This is a genomic window from Microcoleus sp. Aus8_D2 (genome assembly GCF_036702665.1).
GTDB lineage: Bacteria > Cyanobacteriota > Cyanobacteriia > Cyanobacteriales > Microcoleaceae > Microcoleus.
Genome location: NZ_JAUBUN010000026.1, coordinates 86,977 through 109,547 on the forward strand (window position 1 = coordinate 86,977; position 22,571 = coordinate 109,547).

The 22,571-nt window shown below is 46.0% G+C and carries 13 protein-coding genes; 6 read left to right on the plus strand and 7 right to left on the minus strand.

Annotated elements, in window-relative coordinates; translation table 11 throughout:
• Positions 1-199: 199 nt before the first annotated feature.
• Positions 200-1,471: an FAD-dependent hydroxylase gene (locus QUB64_RS20315; protein WP_333278020.1), complete on the minus strand. Its 1,272-nt coding sequence runs from the start codon at positions 1,469-1,471 to the stop codon at positions 200-202.
• A gap of 541 nt (positions 1,472-2,012) precedes the next feature.
• Positions 2,013-5,534 (minus strand): PAS domain-containing sensor histidine kinase, encoded by a 3,522-nt coding sequence (locus tag QUB64_RS20320; RefSeq protein ID WP_333278022.1) that lies wholly within the window; start codon positions 5,532-5,534, stop codon positions 2,013-2,015.
• 590 nt (positions 5,535-6,124) lie between these two features.
• On the opposite strand from QUB64_RS20320, the gene QUB64_RS20325 reads away from it, so the two are divergent.
• Positions 6,125-7,393, plus strand: coding sequence for an RNA-guided endonuclease InsQ/TnpB family protein (locus QUB64_RS20325; RefSeq protein ID WP_333278024.1), 1,269 nt, complete (start codon positions 6,125-6,127; stop codon positions 7,391-7,393).
• Between the two features lie 141 nt (positions 7,394-7,534).
• Here QUB64_RS20325 and QUB64_RS20330 read toward each other — a convergent pair whose 3' ends face one another.
• On the minus strand, positions 7,535-8,683 hold the full coding sequence (locus tag QUB64_RS20330) for a serine/threonine-protein kinase (protein WP_333278026.1): 1,149 nt from the start codon (positions 8,681-8,683) through the stop codon (positions 7,535-7,537).
• 174 nt (positions 8,684-8,857) lie between these two features.
• Between QUB64_RS20330 and QUB64_RS20335 the strand changes: the two genes are divergently transcribed.
• The gene (locus tag QUB64_RS20335; RefSeq protein ID WP_333278028.1) at positions 8,858-9,157 is read left to right on the plus strand and encodes a hypothetical protein; all 300 of its coding nucleotides are present in this window, start codon (positions 8,858-8,860) and stop codon (positions 9,155-9,157) included.
• Positions 9,158-9,274: 117 nt separating this feature from the next.
• Here the strand turns inward: QUB64_RS20335 and QUB64_RS20340 are convergent, their stop codons facing one another.
• On the minus strand, positions 9,275-9,940 hold the full coding sequence (locus QUB64_RS20340) for a glycoside hydrolase family 108 protein (protein WP_333278059.1): 666 nt from the start codon (positions 9,938-9,940) through the stop codon (positions 9,275-9,277).
• A 99-nt stretch (positions 9,941-10,039) separates the two neighbouring features.
• Here QUB64_RS20340 and QUB64_RS20345 point away from each other — a divergent pair, with 99 nt between their 5' ends.
• From QUB64_RS20345 to QUB64_RS20360, 4 genes are all read left to right on the plus strand, one after another.
• Positions 10,040-12,217, plus strand: coding sequence for a tetratricopeptide repeat protein (locus QUB64_RS20345; RefSeq protein WP_333278030.1), 2,178 nt, complete (start codon positions 10,040-10,042; stop codon positions 12,215-12,217).
• 239 nt (positions 12,218-12,456) lie between these two features.
• Complete coding sequence (locus QUB64_RS20350) at positions 12,457-13,041, plus strand: tRNA-(ms[2]io[6]A)-hydroxylase (RefSeq protein ID WP_333278032.1); 585 nt, start codon at positions 12,457-12,459, stop codon at positions 13,039-13,041.
• 91 nt (positions 13,042-13,132) lie between these two features.
• On the plus strand, positions 13,133-13,630 hold the full coding sequence (locus QUB64_RS20355) for a GNAT family N-acetyltransferase (RefSeq protein ID WP_333278034.1): 498 nt from the start codon (positions 13,133-13,135) through the stop codon (positions 13,628-13,630).
• 75 nt (positions 13,631-13,705) lie between these two features.
• Complete coding sequence (locus tag QUB64_RS20360; protein WP_333278036.1) at positions 13,706-15,097, plus strand: cytochrome P450; 1,392 nt, start codon at positions 13,706-13,708, stop codon at positions 15,095-15,097.
• 305 nt (positions 15,098-15,402) lie between these two features.
• On the opposite strand, the gene QUB64_RS20365 is transcribed toward QUB64_RS20360, so the two are convergent.
• The 3 genes from QUB64_RS20365 to QUB64_RS20375 all read right to left on the minus strand — a co-directional run bounded on the left by QUB64_RS20365 (position 15,403) and on the right by QUB64_RS20375 (position 22,529).
• Positions 15,403-19,245 (minus strand): PAS domain S-box protein, encoded by a 3,843-nt coding sequence (locus QUB64_RS20365; RefSeq protein ID WP_333278038.1) that lies wholly within the window; start codon positions 19,243-19,245, stop codon positions 15,403-15,405.
• 548 nt (positions 19,246-19,793) lie between these two features.
• A complete protein-coding gene (locus tag QUB64_RS20370; RefSeq protein WP_333278040.1) occupies positions 19,794-21,185 on the minus strand; it encodes a malic enzyme-like NAD(P)-binding protein in 1,392 nt (463 codons plus the stop codon).
• 948 nt (positions 21,186-22,133) lie between these two features.
• On the minus strand, positions 22,134-22,529 hold the full coding sequence (locus QUB64_RS20375; protein WP_333278042.1) for a hypothetical protein: 396 nt from the start codon (positions 22,527-22,529) through the stop codon (positions 22,134-22,136).
• Positions 22,530-22,571: the final 42 nt, after the last annotated feature.

A 22,571-nucleotide genomic window follows, 5' to 3' on the forward strand; every position in this document is an offset into this window, starting at 1 on the left:
GAAACCGGGTTTTTTTGAGATACTTCGTTACTGTCGGTAAAAATCGTAAAAACCCGGTTTCTTAGATGGTGCGCGGGCGGCCAGAAACCGGGTTTTTTTGAGATACTTCGTTACTGTCGGTAAAAATCGTAAAAACCCGGTTTCTTAGATGGTGCGCGGGTATCCGGCCGATGAAGGACTGAAGTCCGAACGATCGAACCTAATTTTGAGCTAATTCCGGTGGGCGGCCCATTAAGCCGGTCATCAGGCGCAAGGCTAAAAACCTGACTGGGGGAATTGTTCGCAAACACCACAATCCGAAGCGGCGAAATCCGACAATTGGCAGCCAAGTATTGGAAAATAATCTATCTAGGAAATCGGTAAATCCTAACACAACTAAATTCTCATTTTTGCGCCAGTTATGATATCTTTTTAATACTCGAAAATCGCCGATGTCTTCGCCTTTTTGGTGGGCTTGCTGCAAGATTTGGGCGATCGCCCCAGCGTCACGAATGCCCATATTTAAGCCCTGTCCGCCGACGGGATGGCAGCAGTGGGCGGCGTCGCCAACGAGTGCTAATCTGGGCAACACGTAGCGATCGCTCTGCATTAACTGCACCGGAAATAAAAAGCGATCGCTCTCCAACTCCAAACGCCCTAACAGCCCGCCCGTGCGCTGTTCTAACAAAGTCAAAAACTCTTTCTCATCCATTGACTGCAAAGCTTGTGCTTCCGCGTGGGGTGCTGTCCAAACTACTTGACAGCGGTTCCCCGGTAATGGTAATACTCCCATCGGGCCGCTCGGCCAGAAGCGCTCAAAAGCAATATCGTTGTGCGGTTTTTCTGCTTTAATGGTGATAGCAACGCAGGATTGCCAGTATTTCCAGCCGCGAGTGCTGATGTTGGCGGATGTCCGGATGCGCGATTTAGAACCGTCGGCGGCGACTAATAATTTAGTGCGAATTGTGCGAGTTTCGCCGTTTTGTTTGAGTTGAATTTCGGCGGAATTAGTTAAATATTTTACTTCGACTACTTCAGCAGGACAAACCCAACTAAAATTCGGATTTTTTGCTAAAGATTCTTGCAAAGCTGACAGCATGACTCGGTGCTCGCCAACGTAACCTAAAGCTGTTTTTGGTACGGGTAATTTGCCAGTATTTCCTAAATCGGGACGGTGGAATTCGACGACACCGGGATAGTCGCCGTCGCAGAGGCTAATTTGCTCGAAGGTAGTGATTTGCGGCAAGATTTGCTCCCACACACCGAGGCCTTCTAAGATCATTCCCGATAGCAGGGTAATTGCATAGGCTTGTTTTTTGGCGGCGGCGGCGGCGGGGAGTTGAGTTTCAATGATGGCGATTTTTAATCCTGAATCTTTGAGGGCGCACGCTAAGGTGGCGCCGACTATTCCACCGCCGACGATCGCTATGTCAAACTCTAATTCCGGTGTTTGGGTGGAGGCTGTGGTTGCAGAAAGTTGGTTTACAGGCATTTTCAAGGGATTTTTTTAAGTGAACAATCATATTTACCATCTAATTGTAAAGAATTATTTCGATTTTGGGTTCCCCCATGCGTAAATCTCAGAAACCCGGTTTCTCGCGATATTTCTCGTCACTCAACCCAAAACTCGTAGAAACCGGGTTTCTCGCCCCATGCGTAAATCTCAGAAACCCGGTTTGTTTCTCGCGATATTTCTCGTCACTCAACCCAAAACTGGTAGAAACCGGGTTTCTCGCCCCACGCGCGACTCTCAGAAACCCGGTTTCTGGCGCCCTGCGTAAATCTCAGAAACCGGGTTTCTCGCGCCCTGCATAACTCTCAGAAACCCGGTTTCTCGCGATATTTCTCGTCACTCAACCCAAAACTTGTAGAAACCGGGTTTCTCGCCCCATGCGTGACTCTCAGAAACCCGGTTTCTTTCGATATTTCTCGTCACTCAACCCAAAACTTGTAGAAACCGGGTTTCTCGCCCCACGCGCGACTCTCAGAAACTAATGACTGATGACTAATGACTAATGACTGATGACTGATGACTAATGACTAATGACCATTTCCTTGATGTTTTCCGTCGCAGATACTGATAGTTTCTGGGAAATGGGAATCTCGATAATAAACTCTGCACCGGCCCCGGGAGCGGAAATACATTGCAATTTGCCTCGGTGTTTTTCAACTATAATTTGATAGCTGATTGACAGTCCTAAACCAGTGCCTTTGCCGACAGGTTTAGTAGTAAAAAATGGGTCGAATAACTTGCGGATGACCTCTTGATTGATTCCCATTCCGTTGTCGGCAATCCGGATAGTTACTGTGTCTGAAGTCGCACTGGTGCTAATCCGAATTATGTTGGGGCTAGCATATATTTCTTTGGCAGAACGCTTGGTGTTGTATTCTTCGAGGGCGTCGATCGCATTTGCTAACAGATTCATAAATACTTGATTGAGCTGACCTGCATAGCACTCGACTTTTGGGAAGTGGCCGTAGTCTTTGATAATCTCGATCGCCGGACGAACGGCATTAGCTTTGAGCCTGTGCTGCAAAATTACCAAAGTGCTTTCGATTCCTTCGTGAATGTGTACTCGCTTCATCTGCGATTCGTCGAGTCGGGAAAAGTTACGCAAGGACACAACTAAGTCGCGGATGCGATCGGCTCCTACTTTCATTGATTCCAAAATTTTCGGAAAGTCTGTCATTAAGAAATCGATTTCAATCTCTTCGGCTGATAAAGCAATTTCCGGGGCGGGATTTGGGTATTTTTCTTGGTAAAGGTGGAGCAAATCGAGCAAGTCTCGGGCGTATTGGCTGGCGTGGGTGATGTTCCCGTAGATGAAGTTAATTGGGTTGTTAATTTCGTGGGCGACTCCGGCGACTAGCTGGCCGAGTGAAGAGATTTTTTCGGTTTGGATTAGTTGAGTTTGGGTTTCGTGCAAGTCGCGGAAAGCTTTTTCGAGCTGGGCTGCTTGCTGGCGGTACTGTGAGGCTGATTCTCGCAAGGCTGCCAAAACTTGCACCCGATCGCTAATATCGGTGTGAGCGCCCACCCACTCGCGAACGCTGCCGTCGTCGTCGTCGCCGGCTGCCAAAACGGGGACGGCGCGCACCCAGAAGTGCCTGTAGCTGCCGTCTGCGGCGCGCAAGCGGTGTTCGACTTCGTAGAGACTTTTTGTTTCTAGGGCGCGCATCCAAGCTTGTGTTGTGCGATCGCGGTCTTCTGGGTGCACTGCTTCTGCCCAGTTGTCCCTCGTCTGTTCAAAGCTCATACCCGTGTAAGCCATCCAATCCGGCTGAGGCTCAGAGGGGATGCCGCTAGCGTTTGTCGTCCAAACCATTTGTGCGGTGGCGATCGCCAGCGATCGGTATCTTTCCTCGCTCAGGCGCACAGATGCTTCGGCTTGGCGGCTGGCTGTCACGTCACGCAAAATTGCTGTGAAGATGATTTCCCCTGCAACTTCGAGTTTGGAAATAGAAGCTTCGGCCGGAAATTCGGTACCGTCTCGGCGGCGGGCGAAAATTTCTTTGCGGTTGCCCATTTTTCGGGCTTGTTTAACGCCGCCGCCGAAATTGGTGACAAGGTGGCTGTGAGAAGTTGCAAAAGCTGCGGGCAACAGCAGGCTCAGGGATTGCCCGATCGCCTCTGCTGCTGTCCACCCAAAAATGGTTTCTGCACCTTGGTTGAACAGGATAATTTTTTGGTTTGCATCCACAGAAATAATCGCGTCGTCAGCAATTTCTACGATGCCGGCGAAACGAGCTTGAGACAGTTGCAGTGCTTGCTCGGTGCGTTTGCGATCGCTGATGTCGCGGGCGATCGTAGAAATGTATGCGAGTTGGCCGTCGGGTGCTGAGTGGGAGATGATGACTTGGCTGACGGGAATTTCGACTCCCGAGGCTGACACAAAGGCGGTTTCTCCGCTCCAAACGCCCTCAGAAATAGCGGTGGCGATCGCGCCTTTCAATGTGCTGCGGGCTGAGGCTGCCGAGAATTCTCCAACTTGCATCTGGGATATATCTGTGTTTTCGTCGATACCCACCATTTTTCTGCCTGCTTTGTTGATGTAAACGGCGTGTCCGTGGGGGTTGCAGATACCTACAAAATCGGGGGTTGCTTCCAGAATTGCTGCCAGACTTCTGTTGGCGACTTCGGCTTGTTTGCGATCGGTAATATCCCGCGCGATGCTAACTATACCGCCGATCTGTCCTTGCCCGTCCCGGTAAGCGTTTTTTGTCGAAAGAAATGTCCGCATTTTTCCTTGAACTGGCAGTTCTTCTTCGATGACTTGGGTTTTTCCCGCTGTCACGATCTGGCGATCGGTTTTGACAATATTGGCCGCAATTTCCGGTGGAAATAACTCGCTGTCATCTCTGCCGATAATGTCCTCAAAAGACTTACCAATGATGCTGGCTCCCGCAGAGTTGAGCATCATGTAGCAGCCATGAATATCTTTGACAAATAAAGCTGTCGGCGTACTGTCGATCACTGTCAGTAACAGGTTATAGTTTTTTTGAAGCACCTGCTCTGTGGCTTGAGAGTCGAGAATTTGCTGCTGCAATCGCTCGTTGACGTGTTGCAGTTGGAGAGTCCGTTGCTCCACTTCAGTTTCTAAGTGTGATTTAGCTTCGATCAGTCTGTACTCGGCTCGATAGCGCCTGCGGTCTGCGGTGCAGAGAGTTTTCGCATTCTGCCAAATCAAAACTGTAAAAATCATCACGTTCAATACGCTTAGCAGCGATATTCCTACTTCCGGCGAGTAGGCTTGCAGCCGCTCTCCCGACATGATGAAATAACCGGCTATTGGCGGGATAATTATTGCCGGCGGCAATAACCGCCTCGCCATGATGCCGCCCGCGCGATCGCTCGCAATTACTGCTATCAATCCTCGCTCTGGATTTGCAAATAAAATCCCCAAGCTCAGCAATATAAATGCTGTGGCGGTGTGCAAAGCCATTCCTGTCTGAGCGCCCATTGTGTAAAAGAAAGGTTTACCGTAGAGGTAGCCCGTAAAACCCAGAAATGCAATTAAAAATGCACAACAGCTTAAGATTTGAACCCGCAGGTATTTAGGGCGGCGTACCGATAGCAGCAGCAAGGCAACGCCCAGCAACAAAAAAGCAGCAGCCGTATTGGGTGCCATGCGTCCCGGTAATGAGGAGCTGGTGAAGATGGAACTTTCTTTAAATAGCAGTTGGTCGATGCCTAAGTCTAAATTAAAGCTGTATTGAATTAGTGTAATGAAACTAATTAATATCATTAAAAATGAGCAGGAATAAATTAAAAATTTATCTATTTTTTGAGGCTGGATTCTTGTTAATTTGGCGCGGCTGCGCTGTTGGAAAAACAGAGACAAGCCGCCTAAAATAAAGCAAACGGCTGTATTGACTTTCATGGTCGCGAGTTCGGGCAAAATGCTTTTTAAGATTGGCTGGTCAAATATCCAACCCAAAATGACTGTACAGCCGATCGCGATTACTGCAATTCCAGCTTTTTTGGAAAAAGACTGAAGCGCAATAATTGGGCTTGAGGGCGGCTGCACTTGTTGTGCTCGTTCAAAAAATACCAATTTCTTGCTCCCTCAAATGATGTGGGTTTCTACGTATCGAAGGTAACAATCAACACTGTACTTGTATTGTTGCCAGCTATACAAAGCTGCTTAAGATATTGTTAAACCTGCTTATTTAGCACATAATACTCATGATTTTATCTAACTTGAGATAGAGTGTCAACTAAAAGTAGCAGGCTCCGATCGCTCTGCTATTCGTCAGCATTTAATAATTATTCTTAATTATTAGTTAAAATAAAACAATCTTGGCTCTTAATTGCCTGTGGCGGATTGTGGGGAAAAAGTACGATCGCCCGATGTACCAGCAGCACAGAGTGTTTTTACTCAGTTGTTTGAGGGGAAATGGTAGCGGATCGCGCGATCGACTTTGTTGGCGTAGCTCGCATAGGGTCGAGCTGCGGTAACGGCAAAAAAAATCAGATTCCGCAGTTAAAACATATCCTACACAAACTTTCGTCCGCAAAGGCTGACTCGATAGGGAGTATTGTAAAACTTCATTGAGTTTATAAGCAATTATAAACAATAATGGTATTATGTTGTTGTGAGTATTGAACAAGGAATACGCATAGCCCAAAGAACGGAAGTCTCAAATGCAACTCACAGAGAGGCACATCATTAAATCAACGGAACACCGTTTTGCCATAATTGACGAACTAGCTTTCAAGTCCAAAAACCTCTACAATGCCGCCAATTACGTCATTCGTCAGAGCTTTATTTATGGATGGGGTTATGTCAGTTATAACGAAATGAACCGATTGATGAAGTCAATCGAAGCATACAAGGCTTTGCCTGCTAAAGTAAGCCAGCAAATCTTAATGGTGTTAGACAAGAATTGGAAATCGTTTTTTGAAGCAGTTAAAGCTTACAAGGCTAATTCTTCAAAATTCACGGGTCGCCCAAAACTGCCGAAGTACAAAGACAAAACCAAAGGGCGAAACCTTCTTGTCTACACAATTCAAGCGATTAGTAGCAAACAGTTGAAGAAAGGAATCATTAAACTTTCGGGTACTGAACTTTTAATCAAGACCAAAGTCGCTCCCGATAAGATTTGCCAACTCCGGCTGGTTCCGAAATGCGATTCCTATGTAATTGAGGTAATTTATGATGAACCGGAGTCCACCATTGACGACACCAATTCTGTAGCTAGTATTGATTTAGGACTGAATAATTTAGTGGCGTTAACTTCAAATCAACCGGGATTTACCCCACTGTTGATTAACGGGCGACCATTGAAATCAATTAATCAATTTTACAACAAACGCTTTTCACGATTACAATCCCAGTTAAAAGGGAACCGCAAAAGTTCACCCCGGATTCAGGGCTTAACTCGGTGTCGCCATCAAAAAATTGATAATTATTTGCATCACGCTAGTCGCCTAATTATTGACATTTTAACTACTAAGCAGATTGGGACGCTAGTAATTGGCAAGAATGCACAGTGGAAAACCGAAATTAATCTCGGGAAGCAAACCAACCAAAACTTTGTTGGTATTCCTCACTCTCGATTAATTGAAATGTTGGAGTACAAAGCTCGGTTGGTAGGAATCAATGTAATTGTACAGGAAGAGTCCTACACGTCGCGGGCAAATTTTCTGGGTTTAGATTCAATCCCTGTCTGCGGGAAAACAGAAAAAGAACCGATGTTTAGTGGTAAGCGTATTAAGCGAGGTTTGTACAAAACATCGATTGGTCAGTTAATTAATTCTGATGTCAACGCTTCGTACAACATCCTCAGAAAAGCAATCCCAAATGCGTTCAGCAATGGGATAGGGAGCTGCGTAGTTCAGCCAATGCGGGTTAATCCGCTCAAAGTAAAAGAGAAGGGGGAGGGACTTGAAGCCTCCCATGTCTATAAATGACTATACTTTTACCAGCTATGAAAGCCGAATTTGGTATCAAATATCAAATCAATGGATGGCGGTTTTGTCGATCGACAACTGACAACTAACAACCAACAACTGATGACTAATGACCAATGACTAATGACTAATGACTAATGACTAATGACAACTGACTGCCAAGTTTTGAAGTGCTTCCCAAGCTTCGGTTGCTGACGGGTAACGCTGGGGGAAAGCGTACAACACCATCTGGTCTAAAATGCTAGCAAACTCCGGGCTCACAGTTGCATTTTTCTGCCATATAAGATTGCCTAAATTATCGACTTTGAGTTGTTTCGGGCGCATCCCAGTCAAGGCTTGAATCCCGATGATTCCGACAGCATAGATGTCGCTGCAAAATTTCGGCGCACCGATAGCTTGTTCGGGAGGAATGTACTCTTGCTGAGTGCCGCCGCCGCGCGACTTAGTTTGACCGCTGCTATTTTGCGAGGTGTTGATTTCTTTGACTGCCCCAAAATCAATTAATACAATCTTGCCATCTGGTGAGCGCTTGATTAAGTTTTGAGGGTGCAAGTCGCGGTGAATTACATTTTGTTTGTGAACGAATACCAGAACTTCTAAGATATCTTTCAACAAAGCAATAACTTGATGTTCTTCCCAGGGTTGACCTTCGATGAGTTCTTGATACAGCGGTTGTCCTTCGATGAATTGATAGACTAAATAAAAATATCCATCTTCTTCAAATCGAGCTAACAATTCCGGTATCCGCTCGTTTTGGCCCAAGCGATATAACACTCGCGTTTCTATATCGAATAGTTTGCTGGTTTTCTCTGACTGGCTTTTCAGGCGCTTGACGAGACACAAAGGTCGATCGGGCAAATTTTCATCTTCAGCCAAATACGTATCGCTGTACTCGGTGCTGACTAAGTGTTCTTTGATTCGGTAACGCATCCGCAGCAGCTTTTCCAAGGGCGGATGGGAAGTTTTATCCGGTTGTGTGCCTTTTTGTAAAGTTCTCATCATGCAGTCCCAAAGATTTGCTCCCACTACTCTTTCTTCTGGTTCAATAATTTCTGCTTGCTTCAGTACCTTGGTGAGGTCTTTCCACAAGTTGTAGCCGACATACCGCCCCAGATAGCCCACTGAATAGCCGCGGGCGATCGGATCTTTTTCCTTAATTTCTTGGTACGTCAAACCTTCTAAAACGCCTAGAATTATCGACTGTTGCAACCGACTCAGGCGTTTTTCTGTTTGTTTGTATACCAGATTGTCTAAACAAATGATTGCTTCTTCTACGGTCATAGGTTTCATCGGTTAAGTTGATTTGGCTGCATATTTTATTTTGATCTCTCTGTTATATACGGTTTCCTTTAAATTTACAATTTTTTTGAAAAATAGAAATATATCTTGATAAATATGACTTTTATGAAACTAAAATTATGACTTTTATGAACTTGATAGACTTGACAAATCCTTGAAAGATGAGTGGGAATTCACCGATTTCAAGTGGTGGTTGCAAATAAATATGAGATGGGCACGAGCGAGCGAGCAATGACAACAGGATTTACCCGCCCGCGTCCAGAAACCGGGTTTTTTGTTGAAATTGAAGGTTTTAGGCAAATATTTTGGTTAAAAAACCCGGTTTCTAGCTACCCGTGGGCCGAGAACAAGACTATTACAGCATTGTCAGCAGACATCTTGCAAAAATACCTGGGACGCTGCTCAAAGCCCATCCCACAATTTTTTTATAGTGGGATGGGCTTTGAGCAGCGTCCGAAAATTTGATTAAAAGGAGTGAGGCAATTCAAGTCTAATCACTAGCAGCGATCGCAAATTTTGAGATCGCTGCGCCCTGAGTGAGGAATGACAATTACAGCAATCTGCTGAGCATCCAGAAAACGCTTAATTTTTAATCTTGTTCACGTAGCCCCACAAACTATAATCGCGACTCAGCCAACCCCGGAAAAAAGCCATTTGACTCGGATCTTCTTGCACCCGTTTGTAGCGATAAATAATCCGTTCGTTAATCATTTGTAGAGCCGTATTTTTGTTATTAGCGGCTTTCAGTGCTTCCCTGGTGCGCGCGTCAAAAATGCCGCTTTGCGGCAATCCCAAGGCTTGCTGCAAAAATGTAATAGAATTGTTAATACCAAAATTAACAGCAGTGTCAAACATGACGATCGCCAAAGCAGGCTGCATCGTGTCCGAAAGGCTCGAATCCCAGTAATATTTATAAATTTCTAGGAGCTCTGCTTCCGACATCTGCGTCACATCGAGGGGAGGCAGCCCGCGACTGTAGCGGTAGGAGTTGTATTCCGTTTGCAGGATGCCCCGATAAGTTCTCCCGCCCTTATCTGCGGGGTGATTGCTGAATCCGCCCTCAAAATATAGGGTGAAATAAAGAGCCGTTTGAAATAGTCGCTGCCCAAAGTCGGCTGTCTGCTTTTGTGCGAGAGTCTTTTGGGCAAAGGGTAAGGGGATTGCTAAGGCTAACAAGAGTATCCCCAGCAGGAGGTTTGGTTTCCACTTGATGTGATGTTGGCGCGCTGAAGCTTGCTTGTCGCTCATAAATTCTCTGTGACGATCGCCCGTAGTTCCGCTAAAACTGCTACTCTGCAAAATAATCTCGATTCAACCTTTAACTTGATAGCACAGATAGGCCGCCAAATGAATTCCGATTTTCGCAATCAATCCGACACACCCGAATTAGAAGATGCTGCATCGCTGACTGTCGTTGCAGAAACCTATTACTCCCAAGGCAATTTACCAGCAGCCGACGCTGCTTGTCGGCGAGCTCTGGAATTGCAACCGGATTGGGCGGCGGCTTACGTGACAATGGGTAACGTGCAGCAAGCAAGCGGGCAAATTGAGGAAGCGATGCGGTTTTATTCGGAGGCGATCGCCCTGAATCCCGATTTTGCTGAGGCTTATGCTAATTTGGGGAGTATGCTCTACAAACAAGGGCATTTGTTGGAGGCAATTGTCAATTACTCCAAGGCGATCGAACTTAAACCAACTTTGGCTGCTGCTTACTGGAATTTGGCAAGCGCACTGAAGCAGCAGGGGCAACCGGATGCAGCCGTAGCCTACGAGCAAAAAGCTCTCGAACTCAATCCCCATCTAGCTCAGGTAGATTTTCACATAAATTTAGGCGATCGATTGGCGCGGCAGGGAAGGTTAGATGAGGCGGTGGCTGCATGGCAGCGGGCGATCGCCTTTAAACCGGATTTACCCGAAGCCTACTGTCAAATTGGCATAATTTTGCGCCACCAGGGCAAATTTAAAGACGCCATACCCAACCTTCAAAAAGCCCTAGAAATTAAACCAGATTTTATTTCCGCCCACCAGCATTTGTGCGGCATCCTCAGAGATACTAGCGATTTAGAGGTCGCGCGGCAAGCCGTACACAAATACAGCCAAATGTGTGCCGAAACCGATCCAATTATGACGGCGATTTACTACGTCAGCACCTATCAAGTCTCGGGATTGAATCAAATTGCAGGCGATCGATTTTTAGAACTAGAATCGTACTTGCAACACAACTTAGAAACGGCTATCTCGGTAGAAATAAAATCGCTTTATGCAAACTTATTATTCAGCACGCCCTATTTGCGAGATGACTTGGCAGCCAACTCCAAACTTTACAGATTAATTGCCCAAAAGTACATCGACAAATGTATCAAACCTAATTTTTCTCAACCGGCAAATTACAGTTTAAAACCAAAAGCCCCAGCCCGTAAGTTAAAAATCGGTTTTTTGTCCAATCACTTCAGCCGCCATTCTGTAGGTTGGTGCAGCGCTGACATCATTCGCGAATTGTCCGACATCACACCCAATTTGTATTTGTACGCTTCCGAAAGAATTACTCCTGACGATCGCACTCAGCAATTTGACAATTTGGGTAAACTGACTTTTCCGCAAACTTACCCCAACGGACTGGCAAATTCCGCAGAAATTATCACCCAAATTCAGCAAGATGAACTAGACGTTTTAGTCGATTTAGATTCTCTCAGCGTACCAGTTCACGCTGAGATTCTCCACCAAAAACCCGCACCAGTTTGTGTTTCTTGGCTAGGATTTGATGCCCCTTACATATCCTCAGAAAATTACTTTCTGACAGACTGGCACTCGCACCCAACTGGCAGGGAAAAATATTATGAAGAGCAGCTAATTAGGATGCCGGATTCGTTTGTAGCGGTGTCAGGTTTTCAGAGGCAGGGAGTCGATCCGGTGGCTTTGAGAAGGTCGAATCGGATCGGTTTGGATCAGATAGTTTACCTGTGCGTTGCTCCCGGCCGAAAATTCAATCGCGAGTTAGTAAAAGCACAAATTGCGATTCTCAAACAAGTGCCGAACAGTATCTTAATTCACAAAGCTTTGGGCGATGCTGCGGTGTTTGAGGCTGCGTATCACCAAGCTTGTGAAGCTGAGGGAGTCAGCCGCCACCGAATTAAGTTTTTGCCGAGGGTTGCTACGGAGGAAGAGCACAGAATTGTCTATTTGTTGGCCGATGTTTTGTTGGATTCTTATCCTTACAATGGAGGTACTCACACTTTAGAGGCTTTGTGGTTTAATTTGCCTGTGGTGACTCGCACCGGAGAGCAGTTTTTGTCGAGAATGGGTTATTCGTTTTTGCAGGCTTTGGGGATGGAAACTGGTGTGGCTTGGTCTTGGGCGGAATATGTGGCTCTGGGTGTAAAATTGGGTAAAGATGGTGAATTGAGGAAGTCAATTCAAGCACATTTGGTGAAATCTAAAGACGCTGCAAGTTTGTCGCCGCTGTGGAATCCGAAAAAGTTTGCTGGTGATATGTATGCGGTGTTTGAAAAGCTATGTAAAATCTGAATGAATAGTATGATTTCCACTGGAATGACCGCGATTAAATAGGTTTGAGCGTTCGGACTGAGCGTCCGCATCAATCAGAGGACGCTCAGTCCTCACTAAAAACAAACCGAGAAAGGTTATTTACTCGAAGGCTATTTAACTACTGACTACTGGCTAATAACGTTCGCGAGCGGGGACAGCACTATGACAACTGACAACTGACAACTGACAACTGACAACTGACAACTGACAACTGACTAATGACAACAATTAAGTTTTTGAAACAGCCGACTTCGCCAGCTTGGATCGAACAGGCGATCGCCCATTTAGATACAATCTTATTAGATCATTCTCACTGCGAGCGGAAAGCGGCGGGAGTAGCGTTAAATTTAATGTTTCGCTACCCAGCGCGGGAAAAATTGGTGCGGATGCTAACAGCCATCGCCCGCGAAGAATTAGAGCATTTCGAGCAAGTCAACCAGCGCTTAGAAGAGCGCGGGATCGCTTTGGGCCCTTTGGCTGCGCCTCCCTACGCTGGGGGTTTGTCCGCCAAAATTCGCAAGCAGGAACCGGAGAGACTTTTGGATTCTTTGTTGGTTTCTGGTTTGATTGAAGCGCGGAGTCACGAACGGCTGGGGCTGTTGGGCGAGTATTGTCCAGACGCGGAACTAGCTAAGTTTTACCGCAGTTTGATGGCTTCGGAGGCGCGCCATTACGGGGTATATTGGATTTTGGCAACAACTTATTTCGATCGCGCTCTTGTTATTGAGCGGCTGGAGCAATTATCATTGATAGAGAGCGAGTTGCTAGCAACTCTCGATCCTGAACCGAGAATTCATAGTTAAAGGTTGGGTGCATTTCCAGGCTGTAAAACACTAATTATCAGTAAAATTACAGTTGCCAAAGTCCAAAAATAAGTATAATTAGCAACAAGTAATGAGAACCCAACATCGGGATTTTTTAATTCGTTCCTGGGAAACGCGCGATCGGGCTGAGGCATTCCATTTAATTCAGAATGTTTTGGTAGAGTACGGCTTACAATGCGAAGTTCATGGCGCAGATCGAGATGTCTATGATGTAGAACTACACTATCAAAAGAAGGGCGGGGAATTTTGGGTAGTTGAAAAGCACGATCAAATAGTCGGTACGGCGGCTTACTATCCCATTGAGCGCGGGAAGAATGCTGTGGAAATTCGCAAAATGTATATTTTGCCAGCAGCAAGGGGACAAGGTTTGGGGAAATTTTTACTGCAAGAATTGGAAAGTAAAATTATCGCTCGCGGTTTTGATGAAATCTGGATCGAAACTGCTAGCGTACTCAAAGAAGCTGTTAAAATGTACGAAACTAGCGGATATCTACCGACAACGGGTGTGGAAACAGCAAGGTGCGATCTGGTTTACGTAAAATCGCTAGGTATAAAAAAGCCTGAATAGAGATTTACGATCGTTTGGCAACAGTAATGATGCTTTTATCATTCCCGTAAAACAACAAAAGAAGGATAAAAACCAATGACTCTCATTACAGAAAACTCTCTATCTCAAAATAACACTACCAACAAATTTCTAGACGGCCCTAAAGAGGGGAGATTTGTTCAGACAGTGCTGGGAATTTTAAATCCTCTATATTATTTAGAGAAAAATTATAATAGATACGGCGACATTTATACCAGCACATTCAGCAACTTTCCACGCCAGGTAGTTATTAGCAATCCTCAAGCAATTCAAGAAATTTTAACAGCAGATTCTCAACTATTTGAATCCGGTGAGGGCAACCAGGTAGCGCTACCTTTAGTAGGCCCGAATTCCTTATTGTTGCTAGATGGCGATCGACATTTGCAGCAGCGCAAACTTTTAATGCCACCTTTGCACGGTGAACGCATGAAAGCTTACGGAAAAATTATCCGCGACATCACCGAAAAAGTAATTAATTCTTGGATTCCGGGTAATACTTTTGTCGCGCAAGAAACTATGCAAAACATTTCCTTAGAAGTGATTTTGCACGCGGTTTTTGGGCTGAGCGAAGGAGAACGTTACGAGCAAATTCACCAACTAATGGTTGATATGTTCAGCGTGTTTAGCAATCCATTAAATGCTACATTTTTGCTTGTCAAGTCGCTACAAAAAGATTTAGGTGCTTGGAGTCCTTGGGGAGGATTTTTGCGGAAAAGGCAGCGTTTAGATGAACTGCTTTATCAAGAAATTCGCGAACGCAAAAATCAATCTCAACCTTTGGGCGAAGACATCCTGAGTTTGTTGATTTCTGCGCGCGACGAAGCGGGTGAAGCAATGAGCGATGTGGAATTGCGAGATGAGTTGATGACAATGCTGTTTGCGGGACACGAAACTACGGCCACAGCTTTAGCCTGGGCTTTGTATTGGATTCACTATCTCCCGGAAGTCCGCGAAAAACTGCTGCAAGAACTCAATTCTATTGATGTCGAAAATTGCGATGCGATGGAAATTGCTAAACTGCCATATTTGAATGCTGTCTGTTCCGAAACGCTGCGAATTTATCCGATCGTGTTTTTTGCATTTCCGCGCGTTCCGCAAGCTCCAATGCAGTTAATGGGTTATGATATTCCCAAAGGAGTAATGCTTTCTACTTGCATTTATTTGGTTCATCATCGAGAGGATCTTTACCCGGAACCAAAGCGTTTTAAACCAGAACGTTTTCTAAAAAGGCAATTTTCGCCTTACGAATATTTGCCGTTTGGGGGAGGGAACCGCCGCTGTATAGGCGCGGCATTTGCGATGTTTGAAATGAAGTTAGTTTTGGCGAAAGTGCTGTCGCGATACTCTTTGGAACTTGCAGAAAATCGTCCGGTTTTACCAGTACGCCGCGGTTTGACAATGGCGCCCGCTGGTGGTGTGCGTCTGGTGGTAAAGGGTAGTTTGTCGTAGTGTCGTAGGGTGCGTCAGTATGCGCGATCTTTGGTGATGTTGAGAAGCTAGTGGCTGACGCACCATAGTTTGTTGAAAGGTGCGTCAGTCGTAGGGTGCGTCAGTATGCGCGATATTTGGTGATGTTGAGAAGCTAGTGGCTGACGCACCATAGTTTGTTGAAAGGTGCGTCAGCTTACAGGATTTTCTGTGCTATTTGAATCCCTAACTGACGCACCCTACGAGTAACCAATAACCAATAACCAATAACCAATAACCAATAACCAATAACCAATAACCAATAACCAATAACTAATAACTAATAACTAACTTCTTTTTTGTCGCAGCGGAATCTCGATCGCAAATTCGGAACCTTCTCCCAATACAGAATTGCAGCTAAGCTCGCCGCCGTGTTTTTCTACGACAATAGAGTGCGAAATCGCCAATCCTAAGCCTGTGCCTTTGCCGATGGGTTTTGTGGTAAAAAATGGGTCAAACAAGCGCCGTTTCACGTTTTCGCTCATGCCGGGGCCGGTGTCAGCTATCCGCATCGCCACGCAGTTATTTTCGGTTAGTTCGGTGCGGATCGTAATTGCGAGATTTTTGTCCGTGGGTTCTGGTTTATTCATCTCCATTTCCACGGCGTCGATCGCATTAGTCAACAAATTCATAAATACTTGATTTAACTGGCCCGGATAACATTCAACTAAAGGCAAGTTACCGTATTCTTTAATAATATTAATTGGCGGGCGATCTGGTTTATTTTTGAGGCGGTTTTGCAAAATCATTAGCGTGCTTTCAATGCCTTCGTGAATGTCCACTTGTTTCATTTCGGCTTCGTCAAGTCTTGAGAAAGTCCGCAGGCTCAAAACTATGTCGCGGATGCGATCTGCTCCGACTTTCATAGATGATATCAGTTTTGGTAAATCTTCCACAATATAATCAATTTCAAAGGCTTCTCTGGCATCTAAAATTGCGGGGGAAGGCTGCGGGTATTCCTTGTGGTAAAGTTGGAGCAGTTTTAGTAAGTTTTCAGTGTATTCGCTGGTGTAGCTGAGATTGCCGTAGATAAAATTAACTGGGTTGTTAATTTCGTGGGCGACACCAGCCACTAATTGTCCCAAACTCGACATTTTTTCACTTTGAATTAATTGAGTTTGGGTGCGCTGGAGTTGGTGCAAAGTTTGTTCTAGCTTTTGAGTTTGAGCTTGAGCTAATTCGGCAGCCATGCGGGTTTGGGTGTAAAGTTCGGCGTGATCGATCGCGATCGCAATTTGAGCAATCACCGCTTGCATCAGTTCGACTTCAGAGTCGCTCCAATCTCGCGCGGACATAGCCTGATAGCAGGTAATCGCCCCAAGATCACCGGCAGCAGTGTGAATTGGTAGCGAGAGCACTGAGTTAACTTTTATGGCCTGGAAGGCTGCGCGCAATTCTGCATTTTCACAAGTGCTAACATCATCTATTCGCAGAATTTCTCGGCGCAAAATTTGCTTGACTCCTGCACTAGATGTGTCCTCTACAATATAAGTACCTAGCAAACTTGGCAAAGCTGCATTTTTGGCTTCGCAATTTACGTCCCAAATAGGAGGATTGCTGTTGGGACGATACCAAGTGAAGATGCACCAATCTGGCTTGATAAAATTGCGAATTTCTTGAACGGCGGTTGCTAAAATTGTGTCTAAATCTAAAGAAATCCGGATTTGGTTGGCAATTTGATTCAGCAGTTGTTCTCTCTGGGCTTGCTGTCTGAGGGCTTGTTCCGATCGCACTAATGTTTCTTCTGCAAGTTTGCGATCGGTTAAATCTTGGACGACTGCTTGGATAATTTTTTGATTTCCAACTTCGATGACTGTCAGCACGACTTCTGCGGGAAAATCTGTACCGTCTAAGCGCTGGTGAACCCAATCAAAACGGTGGTTTCCGCGCTCAAAGGCGATCGCCATCATTTCGTCGGCTAAGCTCAAAGAATCTCTACCGTTAGGTTGGAAAGCAGGCGACAGTTTGCCGGGATTTTTGCCGTACAACTGTTGCGGTGCGGTGCAGCCAAATAGTTTGAGGGTGGCGGTGTTGGCGTCGCAGATGCCATTGTCGTATAACATCAAAACGGGCAAACTGGTTAGTTCGTAAAGCGATCGAAATTTGGCTTCCGACTGCTGCAATTCGGCTTCTGTTCGCTTGCGATCGGTAATGTCGGCAACCATTGCCAAAGAGCCGACATAGCGCCCTTCTTTGTCTGGTAAGGGATTAGTAGAAGCCATCGTCCACAACTCGCTGCCATCTCGGCGCAGGAGCTTAAAATCTAGCTGTTCGCTAATTCCTTGACGGTGGCGGTTGACAATGGCTTGGGCGATCGCGATGCCTTCTGCATCCATGAAAGCAAATAGCGGCTGTCCGATCGCTTCCTCTGGGGTGCAGCCTAGCATATCGGCCATTTTTTGGTTGACAAAAGTAGTTTTACTCTCCGCATCGATCATCCAAATTCCTTCATCGGCTGTTTCGACAATGCACCTGTATTTTTCCTCGCTTTCCCTGAGGGCTTCTTCTGCTAATTGGCGATGGGTAATGTTTTGAGTCATCAGCAATCCGCCGGTGATTTCTTGGCGTTCGTTTCTGACTGGCAAAGTATAAGCGAGGTAAATGCGATCGCCGTAAGTAAATTCTGTAACAACTGTTTCTCCAGCCAGCGCCGCCCGATAATTTGGCTCGACACCACTGCAAAAATCCGGCTCGAATACTTCCCAGATTGTCTTACCTTCCATCAACTCTTTGGAAAGCCCCACTCCTGCTAATTCTGTACCTTCTACCAAGGTGAAGCGCATTTCGCGATCGAACAGCATCACCGCACCGTTAGGAAAGTTGCTTGCCATGGTACGGTAGAGCTGTTCGCTTTTTTGCAGTGCTGCTTCTGCTTGTTTGCGATCGCTAATGTCAATGACGACTGCACCAATGCCGATCGCCTCGACATCTTTGTCGAGCAGGGGAAAATAAGAGCCTGTAATATGTCGGACAACCCCTGGCAGTCTTGGATTGTCACCGCTCATCTCAAGGTTAATTACGGGTTGTTTCGTTCTCAAAATTTGTTCGTACAAAGGCTCTACCACTGGAGCGATATGCGGCAATATTTCGCCTACAGTCTTGCCGATGTGATCTGCTGGACTCAAGCAATTTATTTCTGCTAGAAATTGATTGATCTGCACGTACCGCAGTTGGGAGTCCAAAATGCAAATTCCTGCAGGCGCCTCCTGCAAAAAGGAATCAAATAGTGCTTGTCTCCGTGCTAATTCTTGTTCTAAAGCTTTGCGATCGCTGATATCTGTTAAATAGCCAATCATCCCGACAACGGCTCCCGTGTTGTCTTTCAACAGCGAAAGGGACAGGTGCGAGTCAAACTGTTCTCCCGACTTCCGGCGGGTGATCACTTCTACTTCGTGGGAGCCTTGTTCTTGTAGCGGTTTGATGACTTTATCTAATAAAAATTCGTGCTTTTCTGGAGGGTAAATTATAGAAATATGCTGTCCGATCGCCTCATTTTCTTGATAGTCGTACAGCCTTTGGGAGGCTTGATTCCAACTGGTAATCGAGCCGTCCATATCGGTGCAAATCACCGATTCGCGAATTTGGTCTAGAATCTGACTTTGGTGACGCAATTTTTCTTGAGTCTGTTGCAGTTCGGCAATTTTTTCTTGGAGTAGTTCCTGAGTTTTTGCGAGTTTTGCAGTCTGGTTTGCCAGCAATTTTTCTAGTTGTGAATTGCAATGCGGCGGCGTTGATTCCAGCGGCTCGCTGTTTTGATTCTCCCAATTAACAACTTGTTCAGCACTCAGCCAAATCGCGCACTCTCCCTCTGTTTCAATTGGCCGCTCGCAAACTCGCACGGGTACGAGATTGTTGCTTTTATCTTTGTATGCTGCTTCGCACGAGCCCGTGCAGCTATTTTTAGCTTGACTTTTTAGATATTTTTCTCTACCCGCGCACTCTGTTTGCAGAATTTCCCAGTAGTTGAGGTTGAGAGTTTCTGCAACTGTGTAGCCGATAATGCTTGCAAAAGCTGGATTTATGTCGAGAAAAGTCCCGTCCGTCCGGCACAATGCCAGTCCGAGCGGACTGAGTTCTAACAATTTGCTGTTGCAGCGATCGCTCCGGTTTTGTCCTAACTGGCTTTGCATCTGACCTAGCTGGGCTTGGGATACTTAATTATATCTTTATTATTTGGTTAATTGGTGTGACTTTTATCACTGTTTTCAGCAAGGAAGAAGGAAGTTCGGCAACGGATTGGATCGCGGATTTAACGGATTTAAGGGATAGATGCTGAAGGCAGAGGGCAGAAGGAAGAGGTTCGAGGTTCGAGGTTCGAGCGAAATTCGGGAACCAGCAGTGTACGGGATTTAACGCTGAGCGGCTGAGGGAAGAGAGAGGGAAAAAGAGAGGATGGGGAAGGAAAAAGCAGTAAGAATGAACGGGAAGGAGGAAACGGAGAATGAGAATAAACCAGAAAAATCCCAAAACAAGAAGTACAAAACTGCTACAAAGACCATGAATTTATACATGGCATCTTCCCTCTTCTCTCTTCTGTCTTCTGTCTTCTCTCTTCTGTCTTCTCTCTTCCCTCTTCTGTCTTCTGTCTTCTGTTTTCTGTTTTCTGTCTTCTGTCTTCTGTCTGCTTTCCTGTCAAGCGGTCAACTGTCAAGCGGTCAACTGTCAACTGTTCCTTCTATTAATCGCGGGCGATCCCTTCGGCTCGGGCTGCTAACTGCACTGCACCGGCGACAGCAATGGCAACTCTTTCGTCAAAAACAGAGGGTATAATGTGCTCTTTGTCAAGCTGGGAAGGACTTACTAAAGAGGCGATCGCGTAAGCTGCACCCAAATACATACTGGTGGTAATCGTAGCAGCTTTGCAGTCCAAAGCACCTCGAAATATCCCCGGAAATGCCAAAACATTGTTAATTTGATTCGGGTAGTCGCTGCGTCCGGTGGCGATAATCGCCGCATCCTCCATAATTAATTCTGGCTGAATTTCGGGAATGGGATTTGCCATTGCAAACACGATCGGATTCTCGGCCATGGAACGCACCATCGATCGCGTTAGCACCCCAGGGGCGCTGACACCTAAAAATACATCCGCACCGGCGATCGCATCTTCCAAAGTACCGCCCGAAGCCACAGCAAATTCCAGTTTTTCTGGGTTCATATCCGTGCGATCTTTGGACAGGACACCTTTGGAGTCGCACATGATGATGTTTTCGGCGCCTGCTTTGCGTAACAAACGGGCGATCGCCACTCCGGCCGCACCGGCGCCGTTAATCACGATACACACTTCTCCAATTGTTTTTTTGACGAGTTTCAAGGCATTAATTAATGCTGCCAAACTGACAATCGCAGTTCCGTGTTGGTCGTCATGAAAAATCGGAATATTTAAAGTTTCCCGCAATCTTGCTTCTATTTCAAAGCAGCGGGGAGAAGAAATATCTTCGAGATTGACGCCACCAAAAACCGGGGCGATATTCTGCACAGTGCGAATAATTTCCTCTGTATCTTGGGTGTCCAAACAGATAGGAAAGGCGTCTATTTTGGCAAATTCTTTAAATAACATGGCTTTGCCTTCCATGACTGGCAGTGCGGCCTCGGGCCCGAGGTTTCCCAATCCCAAAACTGCGCTACCGTCGGTAACAATAGCAACAGTATTTTGTTTGATTGTCAGGTTGTAAACTTGTTGGGGGTCATTGGCGATCGCAGTACAGATGCGGGCGACTCCCGGGGTGTACGCCATTGCCAAATCTGACTGGCGTTTGAGGGAAATTTTGCTTTCTACGCTGATTTTACCGCCGCGGTGCAGGTTGAAAGTGCGATCGTACACATCGATCACTTTGATATTCGGCAGCGCTTTCACTGCTTGCACGATTTCCTCGCTGTGCTCGGTGCTGTAAGCATCGACGGTGATATCGCGAACTGTAGTAGCGCGAGTTTGCTCGATCAAGTCGATTTGGCCGAAGTTACCGCCCACAGATCCGATCGCGCTGGTGACGCTAGCGAGCATTCCCGGCTGATTCGGCAGAGCAACGCGAATCGTTAAACTAAAGCTAGGGTTCGGTGTCAGTTTTACCATGGTGGCTTGATTTGGGATTTGAGAATTTCAATCTTAGATTTTATCGCCAATGTTAGACATAAAATTTAATAATTCAAACTTTCACCTGAAATTTTTAACAAATTCTACGAGCCTGGGATGCGATCGCACTATATATCGCCGTAGAGTGCGTCAGTTTCCCTGTGTTTAAATTGTGTCAAAACTTGGGACTGACGCACCCTACTAACTTTGTGGTGCGTCAGTTTCAAGGTATTTTAACTGGATCGAAACTGGGGCCTGGCGCACCCTACTAACTATCTATTTTTCTCAATATTTCTGCTCGCTGCAAACTTAATGAATATGAAGCTAAACTCTATTTTGCAGCAACAAGTAAATCCACCTAACTCAACATAAAATATCTATCGCACTCAAGCTTGCTGTGTATGTCTTCTGCCTTCTTCCCTTTTCCCTTACCTTCTTCCCTCTTCCTTGACTTTTAAATCCGTTACATCCGTTACATCCCGTACCTTGCAAGGGAGGCCCAACTTCCTTCCATCCGTTACATCCGTTACATCCGCTATAAAATCCGTTGCCGAACTTCCTTCTTCCTTCGGTCAACTGTCCACTGTCCACTGTCCACTGTCCACTGTCCACTGTCCACTGACTAAAGCTGTCTGTTGAAGCGAGACACCCAGGAGAGTTGGTGCGGCTCTTTAGCGGCTTTAATTGGGGAGGTAAAAAGTAGATGCACGGCTGTTTGAGCCGGCAGGTAAAAATCAGATCGACCCACAAGCGGCCATGAAGGTATATTAATTGTCCCTGCTTATTTGACACTCTTCCATAGCGAGTGCAACCAAGGTTGCGATCGAATTACCTGCACGCTTTGCCCTGTTAATTCCAGCGACTGTTACTAATAGGCAATCTATCCCGCGCCGACCCCGGCACAGGTTTAAATTAGCACAGCGAGTTGCTGGTTGCTAACTGTTAATTTTAGCGATCGCTCGCAGCATCAGCACACATAATTGTAAAGAATTTGCAAGCGAGACAATCGGCGGGAACTTTTTCTAAGTTTTGCAGATCCACTGGTTGCTCGGCCTCGCTGCCGGCGGGAACTATGCACAGCGCAACTTGTCCGACTCCAGCCATGAGTTCGGCAACTCGCTCTAAAATGTTGTCGATTTTGCCAATTAGTTGCTCTGCTGCATCCAGACTCGGCGCGACGATGAAAAAGGTTTTGACTCCATCGGGACAAGGGGCGAAGCCGAGGCTGCACTCGCGTAATAGTGCTTGAGTCGAAAGACTCAGAGGGTCATCGAAGCGATCGATTACTGCTTGATAAAAGGCGATTGTCAGAGAACGATCGCCAAAAACAGGTTGAGATAACATAACTACTTCCTTCGGTAGAATTTTGGGGAGCATTAAAAAAAT

What these genes read in the sequence shown, in the direction of transcription:
- QUB64_RS20315 (WP_333278020.1), bottom strand. Translation starts at nt 1,471, where the DNA reads ATGCCTGTAAACCAACTTTCTGCAACCACAGCCTCCACCCAAACACCG.
- QUB64_RS20325 (WP_333278024.1), top strand. Translation starts at nt 6,125, where the DNA reads ATGCAACTCACAGAGAGGCACATCATTAAATCAACGGAACACCGTTTT.
- QUB64_RS20330 (WP_333278026.1), bottom strand. Translation starts at nt 8,683, where the DNA reads ATGAAACCTATGACCGTAGAAGAAGCAATCATTTGTTTAGACAATCTG.
- QUB64_RS20340 (WP_333278059.1), bottom strand. Translation starts at nt 9,940, where the DNA reads ATGAGCGACAAGCAAGCTTCAGCGCGCCAACATCACATCAAGTGGAAA.
- QUB64_RS20345 (WP_333278030.1), top strand. Translation starts at nt 10,040, where the DNA reads ATGAATTCCGATTTTCGCAATCAATCCGACACACCCGAATTAGAAGAT.
- QUB64_RS20350 (WP_333278032.1), top strand. Translation starts at nt 12,457, where the DNA reads ATGACAACAATTAAGTTTTTGAAACAGCCGACTTCGCCAGCTTGGATC.
- QUB64_RS20355 (WP_333278034.1), top strand. Translation starts at nt 13,133, where the DNA reads ATGAGAACCCAACATCGGGATTTTTTAATTCGTTCCTGGGAAACGCGC.
- QUB64_RS20360 (WP_333278036.1), top strand. Translation starts at nt 13,706, where the DNA reads ATGACTCTCATTACAGAAAACTCTCTATCTCAAAATAACACTACCAAC.
- QUB64_RS20365 (WP_333278038.1), bottom strand. Translation starts at nt 19,245, where the DNA reads ATGCAAAGCCAGTTAGGACAAAACCGGAGCGATCGCTGCAACAGCAAA.
- QUB64_RS20370 (WP_333278040.1), bottom strand. Translation starts at nt 21,185, where the DNA reads ATGGTAAAACTGACACCGAACCCTAGCTTTAGTTTAACGATTCGCGTT.
- QUB64_RS20375 (WP_333278042.1), bottom strand. Translation starts at nt 22,529, where the DNA reads ATGTTATCTCAACCTGTTTTTGGCGATCGTTCTCTGACAATCGCCTTT.